The organism is Amaricoccus sp. (assembly GCF_017993425.1).
GTDB lineage: Bacteria > Pseudomonadota > Alphaproteobacteria > Rhodobacterales > Rhodobacteraceae > Amaricoccus.
This window is the reverse complement of record NZ_JAGOMQ010000043.1, coordinates 1-25122: the sequence shown is the minus strand read 5'-3', so window position 1 is coordinate 25122 and position 25122 is coordinate 1. Positions and strand designations below refer to the sequence as shown.

Annotated in this window: 28 protein-coding genes; 16 read left to right on the top strand and 12 right to left on the bottom strand. The window is 71.6% G+C overall.

The window, feature by feature from the left end:
• The first annotated feature begins 256 nt into the window (after positions 1-256).
• The 5 genes from KBB57_RS16780 (at position 257) to KBB57_RS16760 (ending at position 6715) form a co-directional block, all read left to right on the top strand.
• Positions 257-610, top strand: coding sequence for a response regulator transcription factor (locus KBB57_RS16780; RefSeq protein ID WP_290752615.1), 354 nt, complete (start codon positions 257-259; stop codon positions 608-610).
• An 8-nt stretch (positions 611-618) separates the two neighbouring features.
• Complete coding sequence (locus KBB57_RS16775; protein WP_290752613.1) at positions 619-2691, top strand: exonuclease domain-containing protein; 2073 nt, start codon at positions 619-621, stop codon at positions 2689-2691.
• Between the two features lie 13 nt (positions 2692-2704).
• Positions 2705-4591 (top strand): DUF294 nucleotidyltransferase-like domain-containing protein, encoded by a 1887-nt coding sequence (locus tag KBB57_RS16770; RefSeq protein ID WP_290752611.1) that lies wholly within the window; start codon positions 2705-2707, stop codon positions 4589-4591.
• A gap of 118 nt (positions 4592-4709) precedes the next feature.
• Positions 4710-5018, top strand: a complete 309-nt coding sequence (locus KBB57_RS16765; protein WP_290752608.1) for a DUF485 domain-containing protein — start codon at positions 4710-4712, stop codon at positions 5016-5018.
• Complete coding sequence (locus tag KBB57_RS16760; RefSeq protein WP_290752605.1) at positions 5018-6715, top strand: cation acetate symporter; 1698 nt, start codon at positions 5018-5020, stop codon at positions 6713-6715. Before KBB57_RS16765 ends, KBB57_RS16760 begins: the two co-directional genes overlap by 1 nt.
• Before the next feature lie 82 nt (positions 6716-6797).
• Here the strand turns inward: KBB57_RS16760 and KBB57_RS16755 are convergent, their stop codons facing one another.
• The gene (locus KBB57_RS16755) at positions 6798-7622 is read right to left on the bottom strand and encodes a c-type cytochrome (protein WP_290752603.1); all 825 of its coding nucleotides are present in this window, start codon (positions 7620-7622) and stop codon (positions 6798-6800) included.
• Between the two features lie 413 nt (positions 7623-8035).
• On the opposite strand from KBB57_RS16755, the gene uppS reads away from it, so the two are divergent.
• The 3 genes from uppS (at position 8036) to KBB57_RS16740 (ending at position 9683) form a co-directional block, all read left to right on the top strand.
• Positions 8036-8776: a polyprenyl diphosphate synthase gene (gene uppS / locus KBB57_RS16750; RefSeq protein WP_290752602.1), complete on the top strand. Its 741-nt coding sequence runs from the start codon at positions 8036-8038 to the stop codon at positions 8774-8776.
• A gap of 248 nt (positions 8777-9024) precedes the next feature.
• On the top strand, positions 9025-9399 hold the full coding sequence (locus KBB57_RS16745; RefSeq protein WP_290752600.1) for a type II toxin-antitoxin system RelE/ParE family toxin: 375 nt from the start codon (positions 9025-9027) through the stop codon (positions 9397-9399).
• Positions 9396-9683 carry a helix-turn-helix domain-containing protein gene (locus KBB57_RS16740; RefSeq protein WP_290752598.1) on the top strand — a complete coding sequence of 96 codons (288 nt, stop codon included), beginning with the start codon at positions 9396-9398 and terminating at the stop codon, positions 9681-9683. The genes KBB57_RS16745 and KBB57_RS16740 overlap by 4 nt, the downstream gene beginning before the upstream one ends.
• A gap of 871 nt (positions 9684-10554) precedes the next feature.
• On the opposite strand, the gene gpt is transcribed toward KBB57_RS16740, so the two are convergent.
• The 5 genes from gpt to KBB57_RS16715 all read right to left on the bottom strand — a co-directional run bounded on the left by gpt (position 10555) and on the right by KBB57_RS16715 (position 14674).
• Positions 10555-11055 (bottom strand): xanthine phosphoribosyltransferase, encoded by a 501-nt coding sequence (gene gpt / locus KBB57_RS16735; RefSeq protein WP_290752596.1) that lies wholly within the window; start codon positions 11053-11055, stop codon positions 10555-10557.
• 11 nt (positions 11056-11066) lie between these two features.
• Positions 11067-11675, bottom strand: coding sequence for a LysE family translocator (locus tag KBB57_RS16730; RefSeq protein WP_290752593.1), 609 nt, complete (start codon positions 11673-11675; stop codon positions 11067-11069).
• On the bottom strand, positions 11672-12496 hold the full coding sequence (fabI, locus tag KBB57_RS16725) for an enoyl-ACP reductase FabI (protein ID WP_290752591.1): 825 nt from the start codon (positions 12494-12496) through the stop codon (positions 11672-11674). The genes KBB57_RS16730 and fabI overlap by 4 nt, the downstream gene beginning before the upstream one ends.
• A 55-nt stretch (positions 12497-12551) precedes the next feature.
• Positions 12552-13865 carry a dimethylsulfonioproprionate lyase DddP gene (dddP, locus tag KBB57_RS16720; RefSeq protein WP_290752589.1) on the bottom strand — a complete coding sequence of 438 codons (1314 nt, stop codon included), beginning with the start codon at positions 13863-13865 and terminating at the stop codon, positions 12552-12554.
• A 326-nt stretch (positions 13866-14191) separates the two neighbouring features.
• On the bottom strand, positions 14192-14674 hold the full coding sequence (locus tag KBB57_RS16715) for a MarR family winged helix-turn-helix transcriptional regulator (protein WP_290752587.1): 483 nt from the start codon (positions 14672-14674) through the stop codon (positions 14192-14194).
• A gap of 58 nt (positions 14675-14732) precedes the next feature.
• Here KBB57_RS16715 and KBB57_RS16710 point away from each other — a divergent pair, with 58 nt between their 5' ends.
• Positions 14733-15425 carry a DUF899 family protein gene (locus KBB57_RS16710; RefSeq protein WP_290752585.1) on the top strand — a complete coding sequence of 231 codons (693 nt, stop codon included), beginning with the start codon at positions 14733-14735 and terminating at the stop codon, positions 15423-15425.
• Here the strand turns inward: KBB57_RS16710 and KBB57_RS16705 are convergent.
• On the bottom strand, positions 15415-15804 hold the full coding sequence (locus tag KBB57_RS16705) for a hypothetical protein (protein WP_290752583.1): 390 nt from the start codon (positions 15802-15804) through the stop codon (positions 15415-15417). The genes KBB57_RS16710 and KBB57_RS16705 overlap by 11 nt on opposite strands.
• Positions 15805-15947: 143 nt before the next feature.
• Here KBB57_RS16705 and KBB57_RS16700 point away from each other — a divergent pair, with 143 nt between their 5' ends.
• Together KBB57_RS16700 and KBB57_RS16695 are read left to right on the top strand one after the other, a co-directional pair.
• Positions 15948-16373, top strand: coding sequence for a CopG family transcriptional regulator (locus KBB57_RS16700; RefSeq protein WP_290752580.1), 426 nt, complete (start codon positions 15948-15950; stop codon positions 16371-16373).
• Between the two features lie 49 nt (positions 16374-16422).
• The gene (locus KBB57_RS16695; RefSeq protein WP_290752577.1) at positions 16423-17559 is read left to right on the top strand and encodes a PHB depolymerase family esterase; all 1137 of its coding nucleotides are present in this window, start codon (positions 16423-16425) and stop codon (positions 17557-17559) included.
• An 89-nt stretch (positions 17560-17648) separates the two neighbouring features.
• Here KBB57_RS16695 and KBB57_RS16690 read toward each other — a convergent pair whose 3' ends face one another.
• The gene (locus KBB57_RS16690; RefSeq protein ID WP_290752574.1) at positions 17649-18110 is read right to left on the bottom strand and encodes a hypothetical protein; all 462 of its coding nucleotides are present in this window, start codon (positions 18108-18110) and stop codon (positions 17649-17651) included.
• Between the two features lie 133 nt (positions 18111-18243).
• On the opposite strand from KBB57_RS16690, the gene pdxH reads away from it, so the two are divergent.
• The 3 genes from pdxH (at position 18244) to mgtE (ending at position 20813) form a co-directional block, all read left to right on the top strand.
• On the top strand, positions 18244-18855 hold the full coding sequence (gene pdxH, locus KBB57_RS16685; protein ID WP_290752571.1) for a pyridoxamine 5'-phosphate oxidase: 612 nt from the start codon (positions 18244-18246) through the stop codon (positions 18853-18855).
• Positions 18856-18911: 56 nt separating this feature from the next.
• Positions 18912-19244, top strand: coding sequence for a hypothetical protein (locus KBB57_RS16680; RefSeq protein WP_290752568.1), 333 nt, complete (start codon positions 18912-18914; stop codon positions 19242-19244).
• A gap of 132 nt (positions 19245-19376) precedes the next feature.
• Entirely contained in the window at positions 19377-20813 is a 1437-nt protein-coding gene (gene mgtE / locus KBB57_RS16675; RefSeq protein ID WP_290752566.1) for a magnesium transporter, read from the top strand.
• Between the two features lie 140 nt (positions 20814-20953).
• On the opposite strand, the gene grpE is transcribed toward mgtE, so the two are convergent.
• From grpE to KBB57_RS16655, 4 genes are all read right to left on the bottom strand, one after another.
• Positions 20954-21541 carry a nucleotide exchange factor GrpE gene (gene grpE / locus KBB57_RS16670; RefSeq protein ID WP_290752563.1) on the bottom strand — a complete coding sequence of 196 codons (588 nt, stop codon included), beginning with the start codon at positions 21539-21541 and terminating at the stop codon, positions 20954-20956.
• Positions 21542-21550: 9 nt separating this feature from the next.
• A complete protein-coding gene (gene hrcA / locus KBB57_RS16665; RefSeq protein WP_290752628.1) occupies positions 21551-22606 on the bottom strand; it encodes a heat-inducible transcriptional repressor HrcA in 1056 nt (351 codons plus the stop codon).
• 231 nt (positions 22607-22837) lie between these two features.
• Positions 22838-23221 carry a type II toxin-antitoxin system VapC family toxin gene (locus KBB57_RS16660; protein ID WP_290752562.1) on the bottom strand — a complete coding sequence of 128 codons (384 nt, stop codon included), beginning with the start codon at positions 23219-23221 and terminating at the stop codon, positions 22838-22840.
• Positions 23218-23475, bottom strand: a complete 258-nt coding sequence (locus tag KBB57_RS16655; RefSeq protein WP_290752560.1) for a type II toxin-antitoxin system Phd/YefM family antitoxin — start codon at positions 23473-23475, stop codon at positions 23218-23220. Before KBB57_RS16655 ends, KBB57_RS16660 begins: the two co-directional genes overlap by 4 nt.
• A gap of 268 nt (positions 23476-23743) precedes the next feature.
• Here KBB57_RS16655 and rph point away from each other — a divergent pair, with 268 nt between their 5' ends.
• On the top strand, positions 23744-24460 hold the full coding sequence (gene rph, locus KBB57_RS16650) for a ribonuclease PH (RefSeq protein ID WP_290752558.1): 717 nt from the start codon (positions 23744-23746) through the stop codon (positions 24458-24460).
• Positions 24457-25065 carry a non-canonical purine NTP pyrophosphatase gene (locus tag KBB57_RS16645; RefSeq protein WP_290752555.1) on the top strand — a complete coding sequence of 203 codons (609 nt, stop codon included), beginning with the start codon at positions 24457-24459 and terminating at the stop codon, positions 25063-25065. The genes rph and KBB57_RS16645 overlap by 4 nt, the downstream gene beginning before the upstream one ends.
• Positions 25066-25122 lie beyond the last annotated feature (57 nt).

Sequence of the window (25122 nt, the reverse complement as noted above, 5' to 3'; positions counted from 1 at the left end):
CACCTTCCAACCCCGATTTTTCCCGCCGCTCCAGCCGGTCGACCGCCAAATCGCCGAATCGCACGGATCCAGGCGGTGCGAACGGCCACCGCGGCCGGACAAAGCGCAAGCAAGCGTCGGATCTCCCGGCGGGGACGACCGAAAGTTTCGTCTGGAATGGGGGCGGCGCATCGCCTAGGTTCGCGCGCGACGATTGCGGGGCGGGCAAGCCTCGCGCCGAAGGGGGGACGCGCGCATGACGCCCGGATCCGTGCTTGTGGTTGACGACGAGCCGAACATCGCCCTTTCGCTCGAGTACCTGATGAAGGGCCAGGGGTTCGAGGTGCGGGTGGCGACCGACGGACAAGCGGCGCTCGACGCGCTGCGCGAGCGGGTGCCCAACGTGATGCTGCTCGACGTCATGCTGCCGAAGCGCGACGGCTACGAGGTGTGCCAGACCGTGCGGGCGACGCCGGAATGGAAGGGCGTGCGCATCATCATGCTGACCGCCCGCGGGCGCGCCATCGAGCAGGAGAAGGGGCTGGCGCTGGGGGCGGACGACTACATCACCAAGCCGTTCTCGACCCGCGAGGTCATCGAGCGGGTGCGCCAGTACATGCCGCAGGGCTGACGCGGGCGATGGGAGCCGGGCCGGCGATCGCCGCGGGGCTCGCCGCGGGCTTCGGCCTCGTCTGGGGCGCGACGTGGCTGGCCGGCGGCTCGCCCGGGGCGGCGACGGCGGCCGCCGCGGCGGCGGCGGCGGTCCTGCTCGCGGCGGTGGTCGCGGGGTTCCGGCTGGTGGTCGCCCCGGCGGCGCGGCTGGCGCGGCGGCTGCGGGCCTTGCGCGAGTCGCGGAGCGAGGAGGCGGACGTGCCCTCGGGCTCGGCGCCGCTGCTCGGACCGCTCGCCGGCGAGGTCGACGGGCTGGTGACGGCGCTGCGCGCCGCCCGGCGGGACGGGCGCAAGGCGGCGCAGACCGAGACGGCGCGGGTCGACGCGCAGAAGGCCTGGCTGGAGACGATCCTGCAGGGGCTGGCCGAGGGGGTGGTGGTCTGCAACCGCCAGCACCGCATCCTGCTCTGCAACCAGGCCGCGGTCAGCCTGCTCGGCGCGCCGGAGGCGGTGGGGCTGGGCCGGAACCTCGGCGATCTCGTGGCGCTCGCGCCGATCAACCACAGCCTCGGGCGGCTGGAGGCGCGCCACACGGAGGCGCCGGAGGCGCCGCTGGAGCTGTCGGCGCCCTTCGCCTGCACGACGGCGGACCGCTCGCGGCTGTTCCACGGGAGGATGGCGCTGCTCGCCGATCCTTCGGGCGCGGTGACGGGGTATCTGGTGACGCTGGTCGACATCTCGGGCGAGCTGGCGCTTCTCGCCAGGGGCGACGGGGTGCGACGGGCGCTGACGCGCGACCTGCGCGGGATGGTCGGCAACCTGCGCGCCGCGGCGGAGACGATGGCGGCGTTCCCGGAGATGCCGGCGGGCGACCGGGCGGCGTTCGAGCGGGTGCTGCTCGACGAGAGCGCGCGGATCTCGGCGACGATCGACGATCTCGGGGCGGAGATCCGCGGGCACATGCTCGGCCGCTGGCCGATGGCGGACATCTATTCCGGCGATCTGGTGCGGATGCTGGCGCCGGCGCTGGCGGAGAAGGGTCTGAAGGCGACCCTCGTCGGGCTGCCGCTGTGGCTGCATGGCGACAGCCTGTCGCTCCTGCAGGCGCTGGAGGCGCTGATCGGGCGGATCCATGAGGAGACGGAGGCGACGGCGTTCGAGATCGAGCCGATGCTGGGGGACAAGCGCGTCTATCTCGACCTCGTCTGGGAGGGCGCGCCGGTGCCGGCGGGGACGCTGGAGGGCTGGCTCGACCTGCCCTGCGGCGAGGGCGAAGGCCGGCAGCGGCTGCGCGACGTGCTGGAGCGGCACGGGTCGGAGCCGTGGTCGACGCCGGCGGGGGCCGGGACGGCGAAGCTCAGGCTGCCGCTTCTGGCCCCGGACCGGCCGCAGTTCGTGCCCGGGCCGCGGCGGCCGGCGCCGCGGCCGGAGTTCTACGACTTCGGGCTGATGCAGGCGCACCAGGGCGACGAGAAGCTCGGGGCGCGGCGGCTGCGCGAGATCGACTACGTGGTGTTCGACTGCGAGACGACGGGGCTGCGGCCGGCGCAGGGCGACGAGATCATCCAGATCGGCGCGGTGCGGGTGGTGCAGGGGCGCATCCTGACCGGCGAGGGCTACGAGCGGCTGGTGAACCCGGGGCGGCCGATCCCGCCGGGCTCGATCAAGTTCCACGGGGTGACCGACGCCGACGTGGCGGGCAAGCCGTCGATCGGGGAGATCCTGCCGGAGTTCCACGCCTATGTCGCGGACGCCGTCATGGTCGGCCACAACGCCGCCTTCGACATGAAGTTCCTGAGCCTGAAGGAGCGGGCGGCGGGGGTGCGGTTCGGCAATCCGGTGCTCGACACGATGCTGGTGTCGTCGATGCTGGACGGGAACGAGGAGGACCATTCGCTCGACGGTCTCTGCGCGCGCTACGGCGTGGCGATCGAGGGGCGGCACAGCGCGCTCGGCGACGCGATCGCGACGGCGCAGTTGTTGATCAAGCTCATGGACAGGCTGGAGGCGCGCGGGCTGATGACGTTCGGCGACGTCATGCGGGCGTCGAACATGGCGGCGGAGCTGCGCCAGCGCAGCGCGGTCTTCGCCGGCGGCTGAGGGGAAGAGGCGGATGCGGGACGAGCCCGGGATCGACACGGCGGACTTCCTGCGGCGGCATGCGCCGTTCGACCGCATGGCGATCGAGGACCTGGACTTCCTCGCGGCGCGGCTGAGGCCGATCAGCTTCGCGGCCGGAGAGGTGGTGACGCAGCCGGAGGCGGGGCCGGCGCAGTGGCTCTACGTGCTGCGCGAGGGGCGGATCGTCGGGCGCGACCGCGAGGCGGGCGCGGTGGAGTGGGAGATGGTCGAGGGCGACTGCTTTCCGCTGGGCGCGCTGGCGGACGAACGGCCGGTGCACAGCGACCGGCGGGCGGCGACGGACGCGGTGTGCCTCGCCATGGACCGGGCGGGGTTCGAGGAGCTGCGGGCGCGGTCGGACGTCTTTGCGGAGTTCTGCGCCAGCCGGATCGCCGGGCTGGTGCGGCGGGCCGACCGCGACGCGGCGGCGGAGCGCGCGGGAAGCGACGCGGGGGACGGCTCGCTCAACGTTCCGCTGGCGGCGCGGGCGCTGCCGGCGCCGGTGACGGCCGGGCCGGAGACGCCGATCGGCGCGGCGCTGCGGACGATGAGCGAGCGGCGGATCGGCTCGATCGTGGTGGTCGACGGGGCGGAGCGCCCGATCGGCATCTTCACGCTGAAGGATCTGCTGAACCGGGTGGCGCTGCCGGGACGGCCGCTCGACACGCCGATCGGGCGGGTGATGACGCCGGACCCGGTCGGCGTGCCGCAGGACGCCTTCGCCTTCGAGGCGGCGATGGCGATGGCCGAGGCCGGGGTGCGGCATGTGGTGGTGGTCGACGAGGGCCGGCTCGTCGGCGTGGTGTCGGAGCGCGACCTCTTCGCGATGCAGCGGGTCGGGCTCGTCAACCTGACCAAGGCGATCGCCGCGGCGGGGTCGATCGGCGAGGTGGCGTCGCTGGCCCGGGATCTGCACCGGCTGGTCGGGCAGATGATGGCGCAGGGCGTGAAGGGCGCGCAGATCGCGCAGATCATCACGCTGGTGAACGACCAGACCGTCGAGCGGGTGATCGACCTGACGCTGGCGGAGACCGGCGCGCCGCCCTTCCCGTTCACCTGGCTCGCCTTCGGCTCGGAGGGGCGCAAGGAGCAGACGCTGAAGACCGACCAGGACAACGGCATCCTCTACGAGACGCCGGAGGGCATGACCGACGTCGAGGCGCGGGCCGTCCTGCTGCCGATCGCGGAGCGGGTGAACCTCGCGCTCGACGCGGTGGGGTTCACGCTCTGCCCGGGCGAGGTGATGGCGCGCAACCCCGACTGCTGCCTGAGCGCGCGGGAATGGCGGGCGCGCTTCCAGCGCTGGATGCGGGCGACGACGCCGGAGAACCTGCTCAACGCCTCGATCTATTTCGACTTCCGCCCGGTCTGGGGACCTGGCGAGGCGGCCGAGGCGCTGCGGGCCTGGCTGCTCGACGCGGCGGCGGACAACGGCCTGTTCCGCCGGCAGATGGCGGCGAACGCGCTGAGGAACGCGCCGCCGCTCGGGGGGGTGTTCCGCGACTTCCGGCTGAGCGGCGACGGCGCGGAGGAGAACACGCTCGATCTCAAGGTGAACGGCGCGACCCCCTTCGTCGACGCCGCGCGCATCCTCGCGCTCGGGCGCGGCGTCGCGGCGACGAACACCGTCGAGCGGCTGGCGGGCGTGGCGAAGGCAGGGGGAATCAGCCCGGCCGACGCCGAGGCCTGGATCGCCGCCTACGACTACATCCGAATGCTGCGGATGCGGCTCAACGAGGAGCAGGTGCGCCGGGGGACCCCCCTCGGCAACCGCGTCGATCCGGCCCGGCTCAACGATCTGGACCGGCGTATCCTGCGGGAATCGTTCAAGGAGGCGCGGCGTCTGCAACAAAGCGTCGCCGTGGCGTTCCAGTTGTGAAATATCTTGCTGCGACGCAGCAATTTGAGGTAGATCAAGGCCCGTCGGCACACGAATGCATACCGTCGGGACAAGCCGCGTCCTAGGGCGTCGGCGCATAACCAGGGAGACGCATCGCATGAACGAAAGCGCCTACGACCGCATAAGCCGCAGTCCCAAGTTCCAGGAGCTCGTGCATAAGCGCACGCGCCTCGCCACGATCCTCAGCATCGTCATGCTGGTGATCTATTTCGGCTTCATCCTGCTCGTCGCCTATGCGCCGGGGTTCCTCGGGACGCCGATCAGCAGCGGAAGCGTCACGACGATCGGGGTGCCGATCGGGCTCTTCGTCATCATCTCGGCCTTCGTGCTGACCGGGATCTACGTCGCCCGGGCGAACTCGGAGTTCGACCGCCTGAACGAAGAGATCCTGAGGGAGTTCGAGTGATGCAGAAGCTACGCACCCTCGCCCTCGCGGGCCTCGCAGCCGCCCTGCCCCTCGCGGCCTTCGCCGACACGATCGCCGGCGGCGAGAAACGCGCGACGGTCAACTACGAAGCCATCGGCATGTTCGTGGTCTTCGTCGGCTTCACGATGCTGATCACCAAGTGGGCCGCGTCGCGGACCAAATCGGCGTCGGACTTCTACACCGCCGGCGGCGGGATCACCGGCTTCCAGAACGGCCTCGCCATCGCCGGCGACTACATGTCGGCGGCGTCCTTCCTCGGCATCTCCGGCCTCGTCTTCGCCTCCGGCTTCGACGGCCTGATCTACTCGGTGGGCTGGCTGGTCGGCTGGCCGATCGTGCTGTTCCTGATCGCGGAGCGGCTGCGCAACCTCGGCAAGTTCACCTTCGCCGACGTCGCCTCCTACCGGCTGCAGCAGACCCCGATCCGGACGCTGTCCGCCATTGGCACGCTGACGGTGGTGGCGTTCTACCTGATCGCGCAGATGGTCGGCGCGGGCAAGCTGATCGAGCTGCTGTTCGGGCTGCCGTATCTCTACGCGGTCATCCTCGTCGGCATCCTGATGATCATCTACGTCACCTTCGGCGGCATGCTCGCCACCACCTGGGTGCAGATCATCAAGGCCTGCATGCTGCTCGGCGGCGCCACGTTCATGGCGTTCATGGTGCTCTGGCACTACGGGTTCAGCCCGGGCAGCCTGTTCAAGGCCGCGACCGAGGTGCAGCCGAAGGGCGCCGCGATCATGGCCCCCGGCGGTCTGGTCAAGGATCCGATCTCGGCGATCTCGCTGGGCCTCGCGCTGATGTTCGGCACCGCCGGCCTGCCGCATATCCTGATGCGGTTCTTCACGGTCGCCGACGCCAAGGCGGCGCGCAAGTCGGTGTTCTACGCCACCGGCTTCATCGGCTACTTCTACATCCTGACCTTCATCATCGGGTTCGGCGCCATCGTCTTCCTGATGAACAACCCGGCCTTCTACCATACCGTCACCGGCGCGGACGGGGCGGTCACCTATGACAAGATCAAGGACCTGACGGGCGGCACCAACATGGCGGCCATCCATCTGGCCGACGCCGTGGGCGGCTCGCTCTTCCTCGGCTTCATCTCGGCGGTGGCCTTCGCGACCATCCTCGCGGTGGTGGCGGGCCTGACGCTCGCCGGCGCCTCGGCGGTGAGCCACGACCTCTACTACTCGGTGATCGCCAAGGGTCGGGCGACCGACCAGGACGTGATCAGGATCTCCAAGATCTCGACGATCTGCCTCGGCATCGTGGCGATCATCCTCGGCTACATCTTCGAGAACCAGAACGTGGCGTTCATGGTCGGCCTCGCCTTCGCGGTGGCGGCGTCCACGAACTTCCCGGTGCTGGTGCTGTCGATGTTCTGGTCGAAGCTGACGACCCGAGGCGCGCTGATCGGCGGGTTCCTCGGGCTGATCTCGGCGGTGACGATGGTGGTGCTGTCGCCGGCGGTGTGGGTGACGACCTTCGGCCACGAGACGGCGATCTTCCCCTACGACAACCCGGCGCTGTTCTCGATGGCGATCGCCTTCATCGGCACCTGGTTCTTCTCGATCACCGACACCAGCGCCCAGGCGAAGCGGGAGATCACGGCGTTCGGTCCGCAATACGTCCGCTCGCAGACCGGCCTCGGCGCCGAGGGCGCGTCGGCGCACTGACCTCTGTGCCGGCCCCGTTGGCGGGGCCGGTCGACCTCCGGGAGCCCGTCGACCTCGTCAGGCCGGCGGGCTTTTCGCATTTTCAGGGGGCGGTGGGGGGCACGTCCTCGAAGGCCGGACGGTCGTGCGACAGGACGAAGGCGGCGATGTCCCAGGTATCGGCCGAGAGCAGGCGCGGCGGGCCGGGGATGTCGGTGGGCGGCATGGCGCCGTGGATGAAGGTGGCGAAGGTGACCGGGCGGGCCATGCCGGCGCCGGCGTTGAAGCTGTCCGGCCCCCAGAGCGGCGGGTGGCGGTAGCCGAGCGCGTCGCCGGGGACGCCGACCCGCTGGCCCGCGCCGTCGGCGCCGTGGCAGGCGGCGCAGTCGCTGGCGTAGAGGGAGGCGCCGCGGGTCGGGTCCGCGGGGGTCGCGGGCTCGGGCAGCGGCGCGGGCGGGTCGCCGCGCTCGAAGTCCGGCGCCTCGTCGCCGAGGAAGCGCAGGTAGGCGACGATCGCCTGCATCTCGGGGCCGCCCTCCGGCAGGGGGCGACCGTTCATGCTGCGCCGCATGCAATCGTCGACGCGGTCCTCGATGGTCTCCACCCGGCCGGAGCGGGCCTGATAGGCGGGGAACGCGGCGTAGGCGGCGGAGAGCGGCAGGGCGTCGGCGCGGGTTCCGGCCTCGGCGTGGCAGCTCGCGCAGGCGAGGTTGTTGCCGGCGAGGCGCAGGGCGGGGTCGGGGGCGTCGGGGCCGAGGATGGCGTAGGTCTCCTCGAGGAGCCGCCGCCCGTAGCGGACCTGCCCGGAGACGTCGAGCCAGCGCGCCTCGCGGGCGAGCGCGTCGTCGAGGGCGGCTTCGGCGTCCGCGGCGGCGTCGCCGGGGCCGAGGGCGAGGGCGGCGAGCAGGGCTGCGGCTGGGATCCTCATCGGCTGGCTCCTCGGCTGACCGGCGGCGAGCAGGGCACGGGGACGGTTGCGGCAATGCTAACGGGAACGCGGGCGGGGCGCACGGGGCGAGAAAGGGAGGAAGAAACGAGAAGGGGCGGCGGTGGGCCGACCTCGAAGGTGTGAAGATCGCCGTGGTTGGTCTCGCGGACGAAGGTCCGGCCGATCACCACCCGTGGCGAGCGCGATGACCGCCGGATACCAGAGGCCGTAGTGGAGGTCGCCGGTGGCCGCCACCAACGCGAAAGACGGCGCGCGGGTGCGGGACGCGCATGGTCTTGCATATATGGCCCGTCCTGGCCGTGGCGGGATCCCGCCGAGGCGTCCGCATTTCGGACCTGTCGTCCGTCCGCCGGATTGTGCATATTCGGAAGCAACGAGCAGGCGGCAGGCAGATGTTTGATTCCGGCGGTGCGGGCAGTTTCCACGTGGGCGTCATCATGGACGGCAACGGCCGCTGGGCCGAGAGCCGGGGGATGAGCCGTCTCGCCGGCCATGCGCGCGGGGCGCGGCGGGTGACGGAGATCGTGCGCGCCTGCCCGGAGCTCGGGGTCAGCCACCTGACGCTCTACGCCTTCTCGACGGAGAACTGGCGGCGGCCGCTGGCCGAGGTCGAGGGGCTGATGCGGATCTTCCGCACCTATATCGCCCGCAAGACCGACCTTCTGGCGGAGCAGGGGGTGCGGGTGCGCTTCCTCGGGATGCGGCACCGGGTGCCGGGGTCGCTGCAGCGGCTGATGGCGGAGATGGAGGCGCGGACGGCGCATTGCGGCGGGTTGCAGCTCTCGATCGCCATCGACTACGGCGGGCGGGACGAGCTGACCCGGGCGGTGCGGGATCTGGCCGGGCAGGTGGCCGCCGGCGAGATCGCGCCGGAGGAGATCGGCGACGCGGCGATGGCGGCGGCGCTCGACACCCGCGCCCTGCCCGACCCGGACCTGGTGATCCGCACCTCGGGCGAGCGGCGGGTGTCGAACTTCCTGCTGTGGCAGACGGTCTATGCCGAGTTCGACTTCCCCGAGACCACCTGGCCGGACTTCACGGTGGCCAGCTTCGCCGCCGCAGTGGAGCGCTTCCGCCGCCGCGAGCGCCGGTTCGGTGCGGTGCGGATGGTGCCGCTGGCGGCGGGGGAGTAGACGCTCCGCGCGTGGTGTTCACGCGTGAAAATTAGCTAACCCATTGATTCTTATAGAACGAGGCCCGTGACACGCGCTCCGTGCGGGATCGCCTTCGCCACGGGGCCGGGCGGGCGTACAGGTGCGCCTACCTATGCCTACTGGACGTTTGACCGCGCCGCGTGACGCCAACCACGTCCCGCTGCGGCTATACGGAGCGCCCGCACAGCGGGCTTGCCTCCAGGGCGGAAATTCCGTATAGCTAGCACATGCAGTCCGTCGTCGAAACCAATGCCTACCTTTCCGCCGCCAAAGACGCTGGCATGTCCGAGAGCGAATTGAAGACGGTTGTTGACATTCTGGCCGCGGACCCGACTTCCGGCGAGGTTATGGTCGGGACGGGCGGTTGCCGCAAGCTCCGTATCGCCGGCCGCGGTAAGGGCAAGAGCGGTGGGTATCGGGTTGTCACAGTGTTCGGCGGGATGGACGTGCCTGTATTCCTGCTGACGGTTTTCGGTAAGGACGAGAAGGATAACCTGTCCAAAGCCGAGCGCAATGAACTTGCGCAGTATGTGCAGCACCTATTCGTCGCGTACCAAGCGGGCGTGGCGGACATCGCAAAGAAGAGAAGGAGAAGGTTATGAGCGCGTTCGACAAGATTAAGGCTGGCCTTGTCGATGCCATTGCGTTCGCCGAGGGCGACACCACCCGCGGCGTTGCGCATATTCCTGCGGAGATCAATGTGCGCGCCATCCGCAAGGCTCGCGGCATGAGCCAGACCGAGTTTGCCGCCAGCTACGGCTTCGGGCTCCCGCGTCTTAAGGACTGGGAGCAGGGGCGCTCTCGTCCCGACAGCGTGGCGCGCGCCTACCTGCTGGTAATCCAGCGCGAACATGCCGCCGTTGAGAAGGCGCTGCGGGTCGCGTGAGTTGAGGTTGTGACCAGAACTAAAGCCGTTAAGGAGGCGCTGGCAGGTCTCCCGCCGGGGTCGAGCACCTTCGAAGTCACGCTTGAGGCGCTACGACTTATGGGGATCGACCTTTCGGCCAAGCGTCGGAATGGACAGACGATCGAGGACCATGTTCGCAGCCAGACATACCTATTCGGCCTCTGGGGGAACCGCGCGCCCGTCGAGTACCTAAAATTCGCCGTTCACACTGCACGACACCTGTCTGCTCTGCTGGGTCCACGGGGCGCGCGCGCGCCGACCAACCGACCGAAGCGGGCTTGCCCGCGAGGCCCGGCGCGACAAGCGAAAGCACGGCTTTCGCCGCGCCGACGGCTGGAGCGCGGTTGCGCGCGGAAGCCGTGGGGGGTCCAGATTTCCCCGTAGCGCGCAATCCGTCCGTGATCGCCCCGGCGAGCGCGGAATCGCGCTCGCCCCCCGCAGGGGCGATCGCGGACGGATTTGCCACGGGTCAAATCCGTCTGACGTCGGCGTCGCGGCCAGCCTCGGGCCGGGCTTCCTCTCCACTGTCGTGCAGTGTGTTCGCCGTTACCACGGCTCGCGAAAGCTATGGCGGCAAGGCGCTTTATCACGGCTAACTACCACCCCAGCAGGCCGCGCAGGCGGGCCGCTGGGGCGTGGGCACCGCCGGGCCGGGCAAAAAACTCTACCTGGCGGGCGTAGTCAGGGCCTCGGCGGGCAGCGTGGCGGCCGGCTGGGGCACAACCTGTGACCGGCGTCCCGATTAGTAGCAGTCCGCGCCGGTTCCCGTAGGCGTCTGTAGGCATTGCAGATGGCGAGCCAATGGCGGGCGAGCCCAGCCACATCAAATCTAAACTGCTGTTTTTATTAACTAATCACCGCGATAGGGCCGGACGTATTGCAGGGCCATGTCCCAAGGGAAGAAGATCCAGGTGTCCTGGCTCACCTCGGTGATGTAGGTGTCGACCTGGGTGCGGCCCTGCGGCTTGGCGTAGACGGTGGCGAAATGCGCCTTGGGGTAGAGCTGGCGCACCAGCTCCAGGGTCTTGCCGGTGTCGACGAGGTCGTCGACGACGAGGATGCCGGTGCCGTCGCCCATCAGGGCGGCGTCGGGGGCCTTGAGAATGCGCGCCTCGGATTGCTGCTGCCAGTCGTAGGACTTCACGCTGATCGTGTCGACGAGGCGGATGTCGAGCTCGCGGGCGACGATCATCGCCGGGGCCATGCCGCCGCGGGTGATCGCCACCACCGCCCGCCAGGCCCCCTCGTCCGGCCCCTGCTTGTCGAGCCGCCAGGCGAGCGCGCGGCTGTCGCGGTGGATCTGGTCCCAGCTGACGTGGAAGCCCTTCTCGTGCGGCAGGCGGTCGTTCATGGCGGGCTCCTTCAGCTGGCGGCGAGCTTCAGGCCGAGGAGGGCGAGCGCGCCGGCGAAGGCGCGGTCGATCCAGCCCTTGAGGCCGAGATAGGCGCGGCGGCTCGGGCCGAGCGAGAAGATGCGCGCGACCGCGACGTTCCAGAGCGTCTCGTTGAGGAAGACGACGGCAAGGAGCGCGGCGAGGACCGGCCAGCCTGCGCTCTCCGGGACCGTGCCGAGGAAGATCGCCGAGAACATCACCGCAGGCTTGGGGTTGGCGAGCTGCGTCGCGAGGCCGCGCAGGAAGGCGCGGGCCGGCGAGCGGGGCGCGGCGGCGGCCTCGGCAAGCGGCGTGTCGGCAGAGCGCCAGAGCCGGACGGCGAGCCAGACGAGGTAGGCGCCGCCGGCGAGGCGCAGCGCCCAGAGCGCCGTCGGGGCGACCTCGAAGAGGAGCGCGAGGCCGAGGAGGGCGGCGGAGGCCCAGACGACCGCGCCCGCGCCGATGCCGAGCGCGACGAAGGCGCCGGCGCGCATCCCCTCGGCGACGCCGGTGCGCGCGGCCATCAGCACCGCCGGGCCGGGGCTGATCGCGGCGAGGAGGCTCATCAGCGCCACGGCGAGGAAGGCGGAGGCGGTCACGGGGCGTCCTTGCGGCCGGTGGCGACGTCGATGTCGGGGGCGTCCTCGGCCTTCATGCCGACGACGTGGTAGCCGGCGTCGACGTGGTGGTTCTCGCCGGTGACGCCGGAGGAGAGGTCGGAGAGGAGATACATGCCGGCCTTGCCGACGTCCTGCTGAGTGACGTTCCGGCGCAGCGGCGAGTTCAGCTCGTTCCATTTCAGGATGTAGCGGAAGTCGCCGATGCCGGAGGCGGCCAGCGTCTTGATCGGGCCGGCGGAGAGGGCGTTGACGCGGACGCCGTCGGGGCCGAGGTCCATGGCCATGTACTTGACGCTCGCCTCGAGCGCGGCCTTGGCGACGCCCATGACGTTGTAATGCGGCATGACCTTCTCGGCGCCGTAGTAGGTGAGCGTCAGGCAGGACCCGCCCTCGGTCATCAGCTTCGCGGCGCGGGCGACGGCGGCGGTGAAGGAGAAGACCGAGATCAGCATGGTCTGGGTGAAGTTCGCGGCGGTGGTCATCTCGACGTAGCGGCCGCGCAACTCGCCCTTGTCGGAGAAGCCGATGGCGTGGACGAGGAAGTCGAGCCTGCCCCAGCGCTCCGCCAGGGTGGCGAACACCGCGTCCATCGAGGCCTCGTCGGTGACGTCGCAGGGCAGCACGATGTCGGAGCCGACGGTGGCGGCGAGCGGCTGCACCCGCTTGCCGAGCGCCTCGCCCTGGTAGGTGAAGGCCATCTCGGCGCCCTGCTCGTGGCAGGCCTGCGCAATGCCCCAGGCGATGGACTTGTCGTTGGCGACCCCCATGATCAGGCCGCGCTTTCCGCTCATCAACGCCATGTCGTCGCCCCTGCCCAGCGCCTCGCGTCCGCTCTAGGGCAAAGCCGGAACTGCATCAAGATCGGGCGCCGGAGAGCAGGGCGTCCCACGGGTAGCGTGACAGGATCTCCACGCCCGTTTCGGTGATCAGGGCCTGGTCCTCGAGCTTGATCGAGAAGTCGGCGCCCTCGCGGGAGATCAGGCTCTCGACGCAGAGGGTCATGCCGGGCTCGAGCACGCCCTCGAAGGCGCCGGGGTCGCGCTGGTCGGGGTAGACGATGTAGGGCCATTCGTCGGCGAGTCCGACGCCGTGCCAGACGCAGGAGTACTTCTGCTTCCGGTACGGCTCGGGGAGGGAGAACTGGCGGTCGTGCAGCTCGGCGAAGGTGACGCCGGGGGCGAGGAGGGCGGCGTTCCAGGCGATCTGCTCGCGCGCGAGGCGGTAGTCGGCGATCATGTCGGGGCGCGGGCGCCCGCCGCCGATCCACCAGGTGCGGGAGATGTCGGCGCAGACGCCGTAGGGGCCGATCAGGTCGGTGTCGAAGGCGAGGATCTCGCCGTCGCGGAGGCGGCGGGGGCCGCATTCCTGGAACCACGGGTTGGTGCGCGGGCCGGAGGCGAGGAGGCGGGTCTCGATCCATTCGCCGCCGCGGCGGATGTTGCCGGCGTGGAGATGCGCCCAGATGTCGTCCTCGGTGAGGCCGGGGGCGGCGGCGGCCTGCATCTCGGCCATGGCGGCCTCGCAGGCGTGGAGCGCGCAGCGCATGGCGCGGAGGTCGTCGGGGCCCTTCACGGCGCGGGCGCGCTCGGTGACGATCTCGCCGTCCTCGACGACGAGGCCCTCGGCCTCGAGCGCGCGGGCGCCGGCGAGCATGATCTTGTCGACGGCGAGGCGGCGGGCGGTCCCGGAGCGGGCGCGGAGGGCGGAGGCCACGTCGCGGGCGAAGGCGCGGGCGGCGGCCTCGGTGTTCTCGCCGGTGAGGGAGTAGATGAACGAGGCGCCGGAGCGGATCTCGCGGACCAGCGGGTTGTGCTCGGCGAGGAAGGGGGCGTTCTTGTAGTCCCAGAGGATCATGTATCCGTCGGGGGTGACGAGGCAGGCCCGGAACGGGTTGTGCATGTTCCAGATCTGCATGTTGGTCGTGTCGGTGGCGTAGCGGATGTTCAGCGGATCGAACATCAGGAGGCCCGCGAGGTCGCGGCGGACGATCTCGGCCGCGAGCCGGTCGAGGCGGAAGGCGCGCATGGCGGCGAGGTCGGGGGGCGTCAGGCCGGCGGTCGCCCATTCGGCGAAGGCGAGCGGGGTGGGGCCGATCTCGACGCGGTCGTCGTGATCGGGCGAGCCGTCGGGGCGGCGGCGGGTCGGGTCGATGCGGCGCGGCGGGCTCATGGGCGCGAGCCTGCGGCCGGGCGGGCGGGGCGTCCGCTCCGGGCGCGACCTCGGGGCGTCGTTTATCGCGCGGCCGGGGCGGCGCGGGCGGAGAGGCGAGGGTCCACCGGTGGGGGCGTGCCCGCTGCGCGGGGGGCGGACCCGCCTGTCGCGCAGCCGCGGTGGGCCTGGCGAGGCGGCGGATCCGGTCGGGACGCGGGTTCGTGGCGCGCCGGCGGGCGTCCGGTCCGGGCGGGGCCGCGCGGCGTCGTCCCTTGCGGGGCGCATGGGCCCGATCGTCGCGGGGCGGGCGCGGACCCGGCCGGGGCGAGGCGGGGCGGGCCCGCTCAGGGCGCGGGCGGGATGGGCCCGGTGGGCGAGAGGCGGGGCTCGGCGAGGCGGCGGGCGGTTTCGCGGAGGCCTTCGGCGGCGGCGGGGGAGAGCTCGGCGTCGAGGCGGGCGTGCTCCTCCGTCCAGATCTCGGCGGCGGCGGCGAGGAAGGCGCCGCCGGCGTCGGTCAGGGCGAGGCGGCGGCTGCGGCGGTCGCGCGGATCGTCCGTCGAGGCGACGAGGCCGCGGCGCTCCAGCGGCTTCAGCGCGGCGGTGAGCGTGGTGCGGTCCATGGCGAGCAGCCCCGCCACGGCGCCGAGGGGCGGGGGCTCGGGCCGGTTCAGCGCCATCAGCAGCGAGAACTGGCCGCTGGTGAGGCCGAGCGGGCGGAAGGCGGCGTCGAAGCGCCGCGCCAACGCCCGCGCCGCCCGCTGCGCGTGCAGGCACAGGCAGTGGTCGCGGACGTGGAGGGTGGTGGCGTGCGGCGGGGCTTTTGACATGGAACCATTATGTTGGTATCAACGTTTCTGGTCAAGACAGGCTTGCAGGGAGATGAGCATGACGACCGAGACGGAGCTCGAGCCCGCCGACCGGATCGCCGCCGCGAACCCGATCCGCTTCCCGAACGAGAGCGCGGAATACCGCGCCGCGCGCAATGCCCTCCTCGCCGAGGAGATCGTGCTGCGCCGGCAGATCGAGCGCGTCGCCGTGCAGCGCCGCGGCCTGCCGGCGGGCGGCGTCGTGCCGGAGGATTACCGGCTCGTCGGCGTGCAGGGGCCGGTGGCCCTGTCGCAGCTCTTCGGCGACCGGGACACGCTCATCGTCTACAGCTGGATGTTCGGGCCGGGGCGCAAGGCGCCCTGCCCGATGTGCACGTCGCTCCTCGGATCGTGGGAGGGCAAGGTGCCGGACATCACGCAGCGGGTGGCGCTGGCGGTGACGGCGCGCTCGCCGATCGAGCGGTTGGTCGCGTGGAAGCGCGACCGGGGCTGGGCGCAGCTGCCCCTCTATTCCGATGTGGAGGGCGGCTTCACCCGCGCCTATGTCAGCGCCGAGGACAAGGACGTGCCGGCCTACAACGTGTTCACCCGGCGCGACGGCGTGCTGCGGCACTTCTACGCCACCGAGATGACCCAGGCCGACCCCGGGCAGGATCCGCGCGGCGCGCCCGATCCCGATCCGCTGTGGTGGCTGCTCGACACCACGCCGGAGGGCCGCGGCGCGGACTGGTATCCGAAGCTCAGCTACTGACGCGGCGCCAGAGGGGCATCGCGGCGAAGGCGAGCTGTGCGGCGAGACCCAGCGCGCCGGCTGGCGTCGCCATTCCGGCGATCCAGCCGGGGACGCCGGGACCAACGGCTGCGGCAAGCGAGGCCTCGGCGGCGAGGAGCAGGAGCAGCGCGGTCGCGCCGGTCGCGACGCGCTGGCCGCGGGTCGGCGCGGGACCGAGGCCACGCAGGGCCCAGCCGCAGACGAACCAGCTCCAGGCGAGCATCGGCGGGATCTCGGCCAGCGTCGCAGCGGTCGGGCCGAGGCGCGGCGCGATCAGACCGACGCGGATCGCGCCGAGCGCGAATCCGGCGGCGAAGACCGCCGCAAAGTAGCGCGCGCCGGCGGCGAGGATGGCCATCCCCCTTCTGTGGCCGGCGAGCCACGCGCACGCCTTGATCCGGATCAGCCCGGAACCAGATCGCGGCCGCAGCATTTATGTTGCGGCGCAGCATTGACACACCGGTCCGGATGGCATACACCATCCATATGGATGGTAAATGGATGGAAGGCATGACTGTGCAGGTGCATGAGCTCAGGCCGAAGGCGGAGAGCGAGAAGATCACCATCAATCTCGGCTACGTCGATCTCGGCCAGATCGAGCTGCTGGTGGCGGAGGGATTCTACGCCAACCGTACGGATTTCATCCGCACGGCGATCCGCAACCAGCTCGACCGGCAGTCGGAGGCGTTGCGGCAGTCGACGGCGCGGCGGAGCGTCGAGCTGGGGCTGCGCCGGGTGACCCGGGCGGAGCTCGAGGCGGCCGCGGCGTCGGGGCAGCCGCTCGCGCTGCGGGTGCTCGGCATCGCCAGCATCGCCGACGACGTCAGCCCGGAGCTCGCCCGGGCAGGCATCGCTTCCGTTTTCGTCCTCGGCGCCCTTCAGGCGAGCGCCGGGGTCAGGGCGGCGCTCGCCGACCGCATGGCGTGACAGACGTGCGCGTGGCGTGACAGACGTGTTCAGACGAGGCAGGAAAACCATGAGCAGCAGCGATTTCACCTCCGGCATGGCCGAGGCGACGCGGATGACCCGGAACGGGCGCCTCGCCGAAGCCACCGCCGTGATCCAGCGGCTTCTCTCCCCGCGCGGCGCCCCGCCCGCGGCGGAGGCGGCCGCGCCGCCCACGACCCGGGTCGTCCCGGCGTTGGCGGCCCCCCCTGCCCCCGCGGAGCCGCGCCCGGCGCGGGCGAAGCGCCCGGGGCTGCGCGAGACGCTGCGGCGGCTCTCCGAGCGCGCCCGCGCGGCGGAGGCGCGCAGGTCGTCGGCGCCGCCGGCGGTGGCCGAGGGGGCGCGGTTCGAGGCCTCCTCCTTCGCCAATGCGGCGGGCAGCCGCGACTACAAGCTCTATGTGCCGACGACGGCGGAGGGGCGCGGGCCGCGGCCGCTGGTGCTGATGCTGCACGGCTGCACGCAGAACCCGGACGACTTCGCCCGGGGCACGCGGATGAACGCGGCGGCGGAGGAGACCGGGGCGCTGGTACTCTATCCGGCGCAGCCGGCGACGGCGAACCCGAAGCGCTGCTGGAACTGGTTCCGGCCCGAGGACCAGAACGGCGCGCTCGGAGAGGCGGCGCTTCTGGCCGGACTGACCCGGAGCGTCATCGCGGCGGAGAACGTCGACCCGGCGCGGGTCTACGTCGCCGGCATCTCGGCGGGCGGCGCGATGGCGGCCAACCTCGCGGCGGCCTATCCGGAGATCTTCGCGGCGGCCGGGGTGCATTCCGGCCTGCCGGCGGGCGCGGCGCACGACGTGCCCTCGGCCTTCGGGGCGATGCGCGGCGGGTCCCGCGGCGCGCCGGCGGAGCGGCCGGTGCGGACGATCGTGTTCCACGGCGACGGGGATCCGGTGGTGAACCCGGCCAACGCCGCGGCCGTCGTCGAGCAGGCGACCGCGCCGGCGGGGACGCTGCGCGTCGAGACGCTGGACGGGACCGCGGGCGGCCGCACGTTCCGCCGCAGCATCCACAGCGACGGCTACGGCCGGACGCTCTGCGAACAGTGGACGGTCCACGGCGCCGGCCATGCCTGGTCGGGCGGCGATCCGTCCGGCAGCCACGCCGCGGCGGCCGGCCCGAATGCGAGCCGGGAGATGCTGCGGTTCTTCCTGGAGGGGTAGGATGCGGGCGTCCTCTCCCGCGGCCCTGGCGGGGAGGACGGTCTGCCCCGCCGACCGGAGGCGCATTGCCCCGGCGGCGGAGACGGAGGTCAGGCGCCGATCCGGCCCTTGACGCATTGGCGCATCTTGCGGAACGCCTCGCGGCCCTCCGGGGTCATGTCGACGAAGTAGACGGCGCCGGTCGTGGTGAAGAGCGCCTTCGCGCCCTGGATGTCCTTCAGGACGGCGAGCTCGCGGCCGACGCTGACGAGGGAGACGAACTCGCCGGCCTGCGGCTCTCCGGGGATCGCGGCCGGCGACCCGCCGGGAAAGAACAGGAAAGCGTCCCGGGCGCCTCGGAAGGCGAAGGTAAGGTAGCCCTCCGCATAGGTGACCGTGAGGGCCTGCCGGAGGATCCCCTCCTGCGCCGTCCCGGGGGCGGTGAGCCGGCAGGAGATCTCCTCGGTCGGGCCGTTCTCGAAGGTCCATCCGGTCGCGGGCTTCTGGCCGGCGTGACCTGCGGCGGGCGCGAGCGCGGCGGCGGCGAGGACCGCGAGGGCGAGCTTGTCCATGGGAACTCCTGTGCACGGGAAAGCGATGCGACCGGTGATAGGCCGCTACGCGTTGGGAGGCGGTTAAGCCGGCGTCGCGGCCCCATTGCCCTCGGCGGGCGAGGCCGTATGGTCGCACGCGGCGGAGGAGAGCATGGCGGACGTGGAGCGGGGCGGCATCTTTGCGGGCGGGGATCCGTTCGCGATCGCACGGGAGTGGCTCGCCGAGGCGGAGAAGGTCGAGCCGAACGACGCCAACGCCATGGCGCTGGCCACGGTCGGGGCGGACGGGATGCCGAACGCGCGGATGGTGCTCCTGAAGGAGATCGAGCCGGACGGGTTCGTGTTCTACACCAACTACGAGAGCCGCAAGGCCGAGGAGATCGAGGCGAGCGGCAAGGCGGCCTTCGTGATGCACTGGAAGAGCCTGCGGCGGCAGGTGCGGGCGCGCGGGACGGTGACGCGGGAGGCGGGGCCGCTGGCGGACGCCTACTACCGCTCGCGCTCGCTGCCGTCGCGGCTCGGGGCCTGGGCGTCGCGGCAGAGCCGGCCGCTCGCGTCGCGGGCCCGTCTGATGGCCGAGGTGGCCAAGATCGCGGCGCTGAAGGGGACCGATCCCGACCGGCCGCCGTTCTGGGGCGGCTACCGCATCACGCCGGTCGAGATCGAGTTCTGGGCCGACGGGGCGCATCGCCTCCATGACCGGTTCCGCTGGACCCGCTCCGGTCCGGGCGCGTCCTGGGAGATCGCCAGACTCAATCCCTGATTGCATCCGGGCCACGATCGGGCCAGCGTCCGCGAACGCCGACCCGGAGCCCGCCCATGTCCCTGCGCCTCCACCTGCTCACGGCCGCGCTGGTGGCCACCACCATCGTCGCCGACTATTTCCTCAAGCTCGCCTCCGAGCGCAGCCCCTGGGCGACCTCGATTCCGTTCTTCATCGGCGCGGCGATCTACGCCCTGTCCGCGATCGGATGGATCCTCGCGATGCAGGAGATGTCGCTCGCCACGATCGCGGTGGTCTATTCGGCGCTGACGATGATGATGCTCGCCGGGCTCGGGGCGGTGGTTTTCGGCGAGACGCTGTCGACGCGGGAATGGATCGGGCTCGGCCTGTCTTTCGGGGCGCTCATCCTCATGCACAAGCCGCATTGAGCAGGCGCAGCAAGGACGCAACATCCCGCGAGCGAAGCCGTCGGGCCGGTTGACCGCCGCGCGCCGCCTCCCGTATCACCGCGCTGCGGGACGACGCTTCGTCGGCTGCCGACCGGGACGGAGGGGCGCGCCATGACCGAACCGCACGAGCCCGACGCGCCCGAGGCGGCCCCCGAGATCCCGCTGCACGAGATCCGGCTCGACCACACCACGGTCGAGGACGAGGACGAGCTCGACATCGTCGCGCAGGAGCTGGCGCTCTACCTGCGGCGCGGCGAGTTCGGGTCGGTGAAGGGGTTCTTCGTCGTCCAGGAGATCGCCGACATCGCCAGCCTCTTCGAGCACATGGAGCCCGAGGATGCGCTCCTCGCCATGCGCCAGCTCGACCGCGAGGACCAGGCGGAGGTGTTCGGCTACCTGAAGCCCTCGGCGCAGGTGGTCATGGCCGAGAAGATGTCGCGCGAGGAGCTGGCGCGGCTGATGGCGGCGATGAGCCACGACGACCGGGTGGACTTCTACAAGGCGCTCGACCCCAAGGCGCAGGAGGCGCTGCTGCCGGGCCTCGCCAAGGCGGAGCGCGAGGACCTGCGGCGGCTCGCCTCGTACGAGGAGGGCACGGTCGGGGCCATCATGACCTCGGACTACGCGACGCTGCCGCCGACCCTGACGGCGCCGCAGGCGCTCGACGCGCTGCGGCGGCAGGCCTCGGACGTGGAGACGGTCTATACGGCCTACGTCGTCGATCCGCGGCACCGGCTGCTCGGGGTGGTGTCGCTGCGCGACATCCTGCTCGCCCGCTCGCGGCAGACGGTGCGCGAGACGATGGAGGCGGACCCGGTGGTGGCGCAGGTCGACGCCGGGCAGGAGGAGGCGGCGGCGCTGATCGCGCGCTACGACCTGCTGGCGCTGCCGGTGGTGGACGGCGACGGGCGGATGGTCGGGATCGTCACCGCCGACGACGCGATGGACGTCGCCGAGGAGGAGGCGACGGAGGACATCTACAAGTCGTCGAACGTCGGCGAGTTCGAGGGCTCGGTGAAGGACGCCTCGCTGTTCTCGCTCTACCGGGCGCGGATCGTCTGGCTGGTGCTGCTGGTCTTCGGCAACATCTTTTCCGGGGCGGGGATCTCGCTCTTCGAGGACACGATCGCGGGGAACCTCGCGCTCCTGTTCTTCCTGCCGCTGCTGATCGGCTCGGGCGGCAACGCCGGCGCGCAATCGGCGACGCTGATGGTGCGGGCGCTCGCCACCGGCGACGTGCGGGCCTCGGACTGGGGCGGGCTCGTGGGGCGCGAGCTCGCCATCGGGCTGGCGCTGGGGCTCACCATGTCGGTCGCGGTCTCGGCCGTCGGGCTGGTGCGGGCCGGGGTGGACGTGACCATGGTGGTGGCGCTCGCCATGACGCTGATCGTGGTGGTGGGGGCGCTGATCGGGGTGTCGCTGCCCTTCGTGCTGTCGCGCTTCGACCTCGACCCGGCGACCGCCTCCGGGCCGCTCGTCACCTCGATCGCCGACGTGACGGGGGTGCTGATCTATTTCGGGATCGCGCGGGCGTTGCTGCCCGACTGAGCCGGCCGGAAATGCCGCATTGTGCGACGCTGGTCAAGTAATTGATCCTGTTGGAAATCAAGTCACCAACAGGCTTATCCACAGCTCCCTCGGCGGCCACGTTCAGGGGGGCGGCCGCCGAAGAGTGCGGGGCGCGAGGGTCAGTTCGGCTTGGGGACCGCGGGGCCGCCGGAGGAGACGCCGACCTGGGCGGGGCGGAGGAGGCGGTCGCCGATGGTGAAGCCCTCGGACAGGACCTGGATGATCTCGCCGGCCTTGGTGCCGGGGACCGGGGCCTCGAACATCGCCTGGTGCAGGTTGGGGTCGAAGCGTTCGCCGGGCTGCGGGTCGATGCGGACGATCTTGTTCTTCTCGAGCGCGGAGAGCAGCGCGCGCTGGGTGAGCTCGATCCCCTCGAGCAGGCCCGGCGCGGCGGCGCGGGCGGCGTCGGTGGCGCTGTCGAGGGCGCGGGCGAAGTTGTCGTAGACCGGCAGCAGGTCGCGGGCGAGCCGCGTGGCGCCGTAGACCTCGGCGTCGCGGCGGTCGCGCTCGGCGCGCTTGCGCAGGTTCTCGGTCTCGGCGAGGGCGCGCAGCAGGCGGTCCTTGAGGTCGGCCGCCTCGGCCTTGAGCGTGGCCGCCTCGTCGGCCTCGACCTCGGCCGGGCTCGGCTCGTCGGCGTCCTCGAACTCCGCCTCGATGTCGTCGAGGAAGCGGTCCTCCAGATCCTCGTCCTTGCGTTCCCTGGCCATGGCCTGCCCCTATCCCTTGCTTCGGTCCGACACCAGCCTGCCGACCAGCTGGGCGGTGTAGTCGACGATCGGCACGATCCGCGCGTAGTTAAGCCGCGTCGGCCCGATCACGCCGACCGCGCCGATGATTCTCCGGTCCGCATCCATATAGGGGGCGACGACCAGAGCGGAACCGGAAAGCGAGAAAAGCTTGTTCTCGGCCCCGATGAACACCCGCACCCCCTCGCCGGACTCGGCGAGGTCGAGGAGCTGCGCGAGGTCGCGCTTGCGCTCGAGATCGTCGAGGAGCTGGCGCACCCGGTCGAGGGCGGCGGCGTCCTCGGAGGCCTCGAGGAGGTTCGCGCGGCCGCGCACGATCAGCCGGTCGCGGCCGCCGTCGCCTTCGCCGCCGTCGTCGCGGGTCCAGTGGGCGACGCCCGCCTCGATCAGCCGGGCCGAGGCGGCGTCGAGCTCGGCGCGGCGGCGCTCGATCTCGGCGGCGACGACGCCGCGGACCTCGCCGAGGGTGCGGCCCTGCAGGATGGCGTTGAGGAAGTTCGCCGCGGTGCGCATCGCCGAGGGGGTGAGGCCGAGCGGCGGCGTGAAGACGCGGTTCTCGACCTGGCCGTCGGCGGTGACGAGGACGACGAGGGCGCGGTCGGGGCCGAGGGCGACGAACTCGATGTGGCGGATCGGCGCGGCGGTCTTGGGCGCGAGGACGAGGCTCGCGCCGTGGGTGAGGCCGGAGAGGAGGTCGCTCGCCCGGTCGAGGACGCCGCCGACGCCGCCGTCGCGGGCGGCGAGCGTGCGCTCGATCTCGGCGCGCTCGGGGCCGGAGACGTCGCCGACCTCGAGGATGCCGTCGACGAAGAGCCGCAGGCCGAGATGGGTGGGCACGCGGCCGGCGCTGACATGCGGGCTGTCGAGCAGGCCGAGCAGCTCGAGGTCCTGCATGACGTTGCGGATGGTGGCGGGGGAGACGCCCTCGGGCAGGCTGCGGGAGAGCGTGCGCGAGCCGACCGGCTCGCCGGTGGCGAGGTAGGTCTCGACCAGCCGCCGGAACACCTCGCGGCTGCGGTCGTTCATCTCGGAGAGGGGCGAGCGGGGCGGGATCACGGGCGGGCGGTCTGGTGCGGATGGGGGGACGAGGTGCATCTAGGCGTCGGGCCGGGGCAGGTCAATCGCGGGGCGCCGGGGGCGCCGGGCCTTGGCCTGCACTTGGAGTCGCCTTCATTGCAGCTGGGCGCAAACGACCGCACCCGAACAAAAATGTTCGGGCGCAGCCCGTCAAACGAGAATGCATCGGGCTGATCGTGGTCACAGCGCAGGTCGAATGCCGGTCCGCGTGAAGTCGTTTCCGACATAGAGCAGCGGGCAATTGCGTTCCTCGGCCGCGTCAAAGGCGAAGCAATCGCCGAAGTTGAGCGCTGCAGGATGGATGCCTTTGCCCCAGCGGCCATAGGTCGTGGCGATCCGATGTGCTGACGCTGAGGTCACTGGCACGATCTCGAAGCCGAGCCCGTCAATGAGCTCGGCCATGTCCTCACCCACATTGCGGCGGCCGGCGACGATCAGGGCTTCAGCCACGGTTCCGGCCGAGATCAGCAGCTTGTCGGCGGCCTCGATCGCCGCCATGCAGCCGTCGGCCTCCGGCTCGTCGAGCAGGATCGCCATGAGCGCTGACGTATCGACGGCGATCATGCCGGCAGACCGTCGTCGCCATAGAGGAAGTCCTGGCTGCGCGCCGCCTCCGGACCAGAGCTGGATTTCGCGGACGCGGAGGCCCTGACCTTCTCCATGAGCGAACGGCGGCCCGCAGCGTCCCGTCCGACGATGACCGGCACGAGACGCGCGACATCCCTGCCGCGGCGCGTGAGGATCACCTCGTCGCCGGCCTCGGCTCGCTTCACCAGCTCGGTGAGCTGACCCTTCGCCTCACTGACGGAAACCTTCATCGTCGTTCTTTCCCGGGGAGTGAGCCGATAGTATGGTCCATATAAATGGTCCAAGTCAAGCCAACGGCCATCCGGGATGTCCCACCACGCGGAATGCGTCCGGAGCAGGGGCGGAGCGAATGCCCTACGACGCAAGCAGGGGTGTGTGGCGGCGCGGGCGCATGGTGGCGAGATGGGCGGAGCGGAGGGCGCGGGTGGAGTCCGGTGGACGGGCGGGAGCGTGCGGGGTATGAGCCGGGCCCGTGAAAGAAGCAGGAAGGATAGAGCGATGCGCCCCTCCGGCCGCGCCCCGGACGCCTTGCGTCCCGTCAGCATCGAGACCGGCGTGTCGCGCCATGCCGAGGGCTCGTGCCTGATCCGCATGGGCGACACCCAGGTGCTCTGCACCGCCAGCCTCGAGGAGAGCGTGCCGCCGTTCCTGCGCAAGACCGGGCTCGGCTGGGTGACCGCGGAGTACGGGATGCTGCCGCGGGCGACCACCTCGCGCAACCGGCGCGAGGCGGCGGCGGGCAAGCAGACCGGGCGGACGGTGGAGATCCAGCGGCTGATCGGGCGGTCGCTGCGCGCCGGCGTGGATCGGTCGGCGCTGGGGGAGCGGCAGATCACCGTGGACTGCGACGTGTTGCAGGCCGACGGGGGCACGCGTTGTGCGGCGATCACCGGGGGCTGGGTGGCGCTGCGGCTGGCGGTCGACAAGCTGATGGCGCGGGGCGACGTGCGGTCGGATCCGCTGACGGCGCATGTCGCGGCGGTGAGCGCCGGGATCTACGGCGGGGTGCCGGTGCTCGATCTCGATTATGCCGAGGACAGCGTGGTGGGGACCGACGCGAACTTCGTGATGACGGGGGATATGGCGCTCGTCGAGGTGCAGGGGAGCGCCGAGGGGGCGACGTTCAGCCGGGCGGAGCTGGAGCGGCTGCTCGATCTCGCCGAGGCGGGGGCGGCCGGGCTGGTGGCGGCGCAGAAGGCGGCGATCGGGCGATGAGGCGGCTGGTCGAGCCGCGGCTCGTGGTGGCGACCCACAACGAGGGCAAGCTCGCGGAGTTCCGGGCGCTGCTCGGCGGGTGGCCGGGGGAGCTGGTCGGGGCGCGGGCGCTCGGGCTGGCGGAGCCGGCGGAGACGGAGGAGACCTTCGTCGGCAATGCGCGGATCAAGGCGCATGCGGCGGCGCAAGCGAGCGGGTTGCCGGCGCTGGCGGACGACAGCGGGATCGAGATCGATGCGCTCGGCGGCGCGCCGGGGGTGCATACGGCGGACTGGGCGGAGGGGCCCGGCGGGCGGGACTTCGTGCGGGCGATGACGCGGGCGCATGACGCGCTGGTCGCCTCGGGGACGGCCGAGCCGTGGACGGCGCGGTTTCGCTGCACGCTGGTGATCGCCTGGCCGGACGGCGAGGACGCGGTGTTCGAGGGCGCCGTGGAGGGGGCCTGCGTCTGGCCGATGCGCGGGGCGCAGGGGCACGGCTATGATCCGATGTTCCTGCCGGCCGGGTCGGCGGCGACGCTCGGCGAGATGAGCGCGGCGGAGAAGAACCGGCTGAGCCATCGGGCGGCGGCGGTCGCCTGGTTCGCGGCGGCCTGCCTTGGCTGAGCGCGCCGGCGGGGGGCCGTGGGCGGAGGACGGGCGGGACGGCGCGCGGGGGGGGGC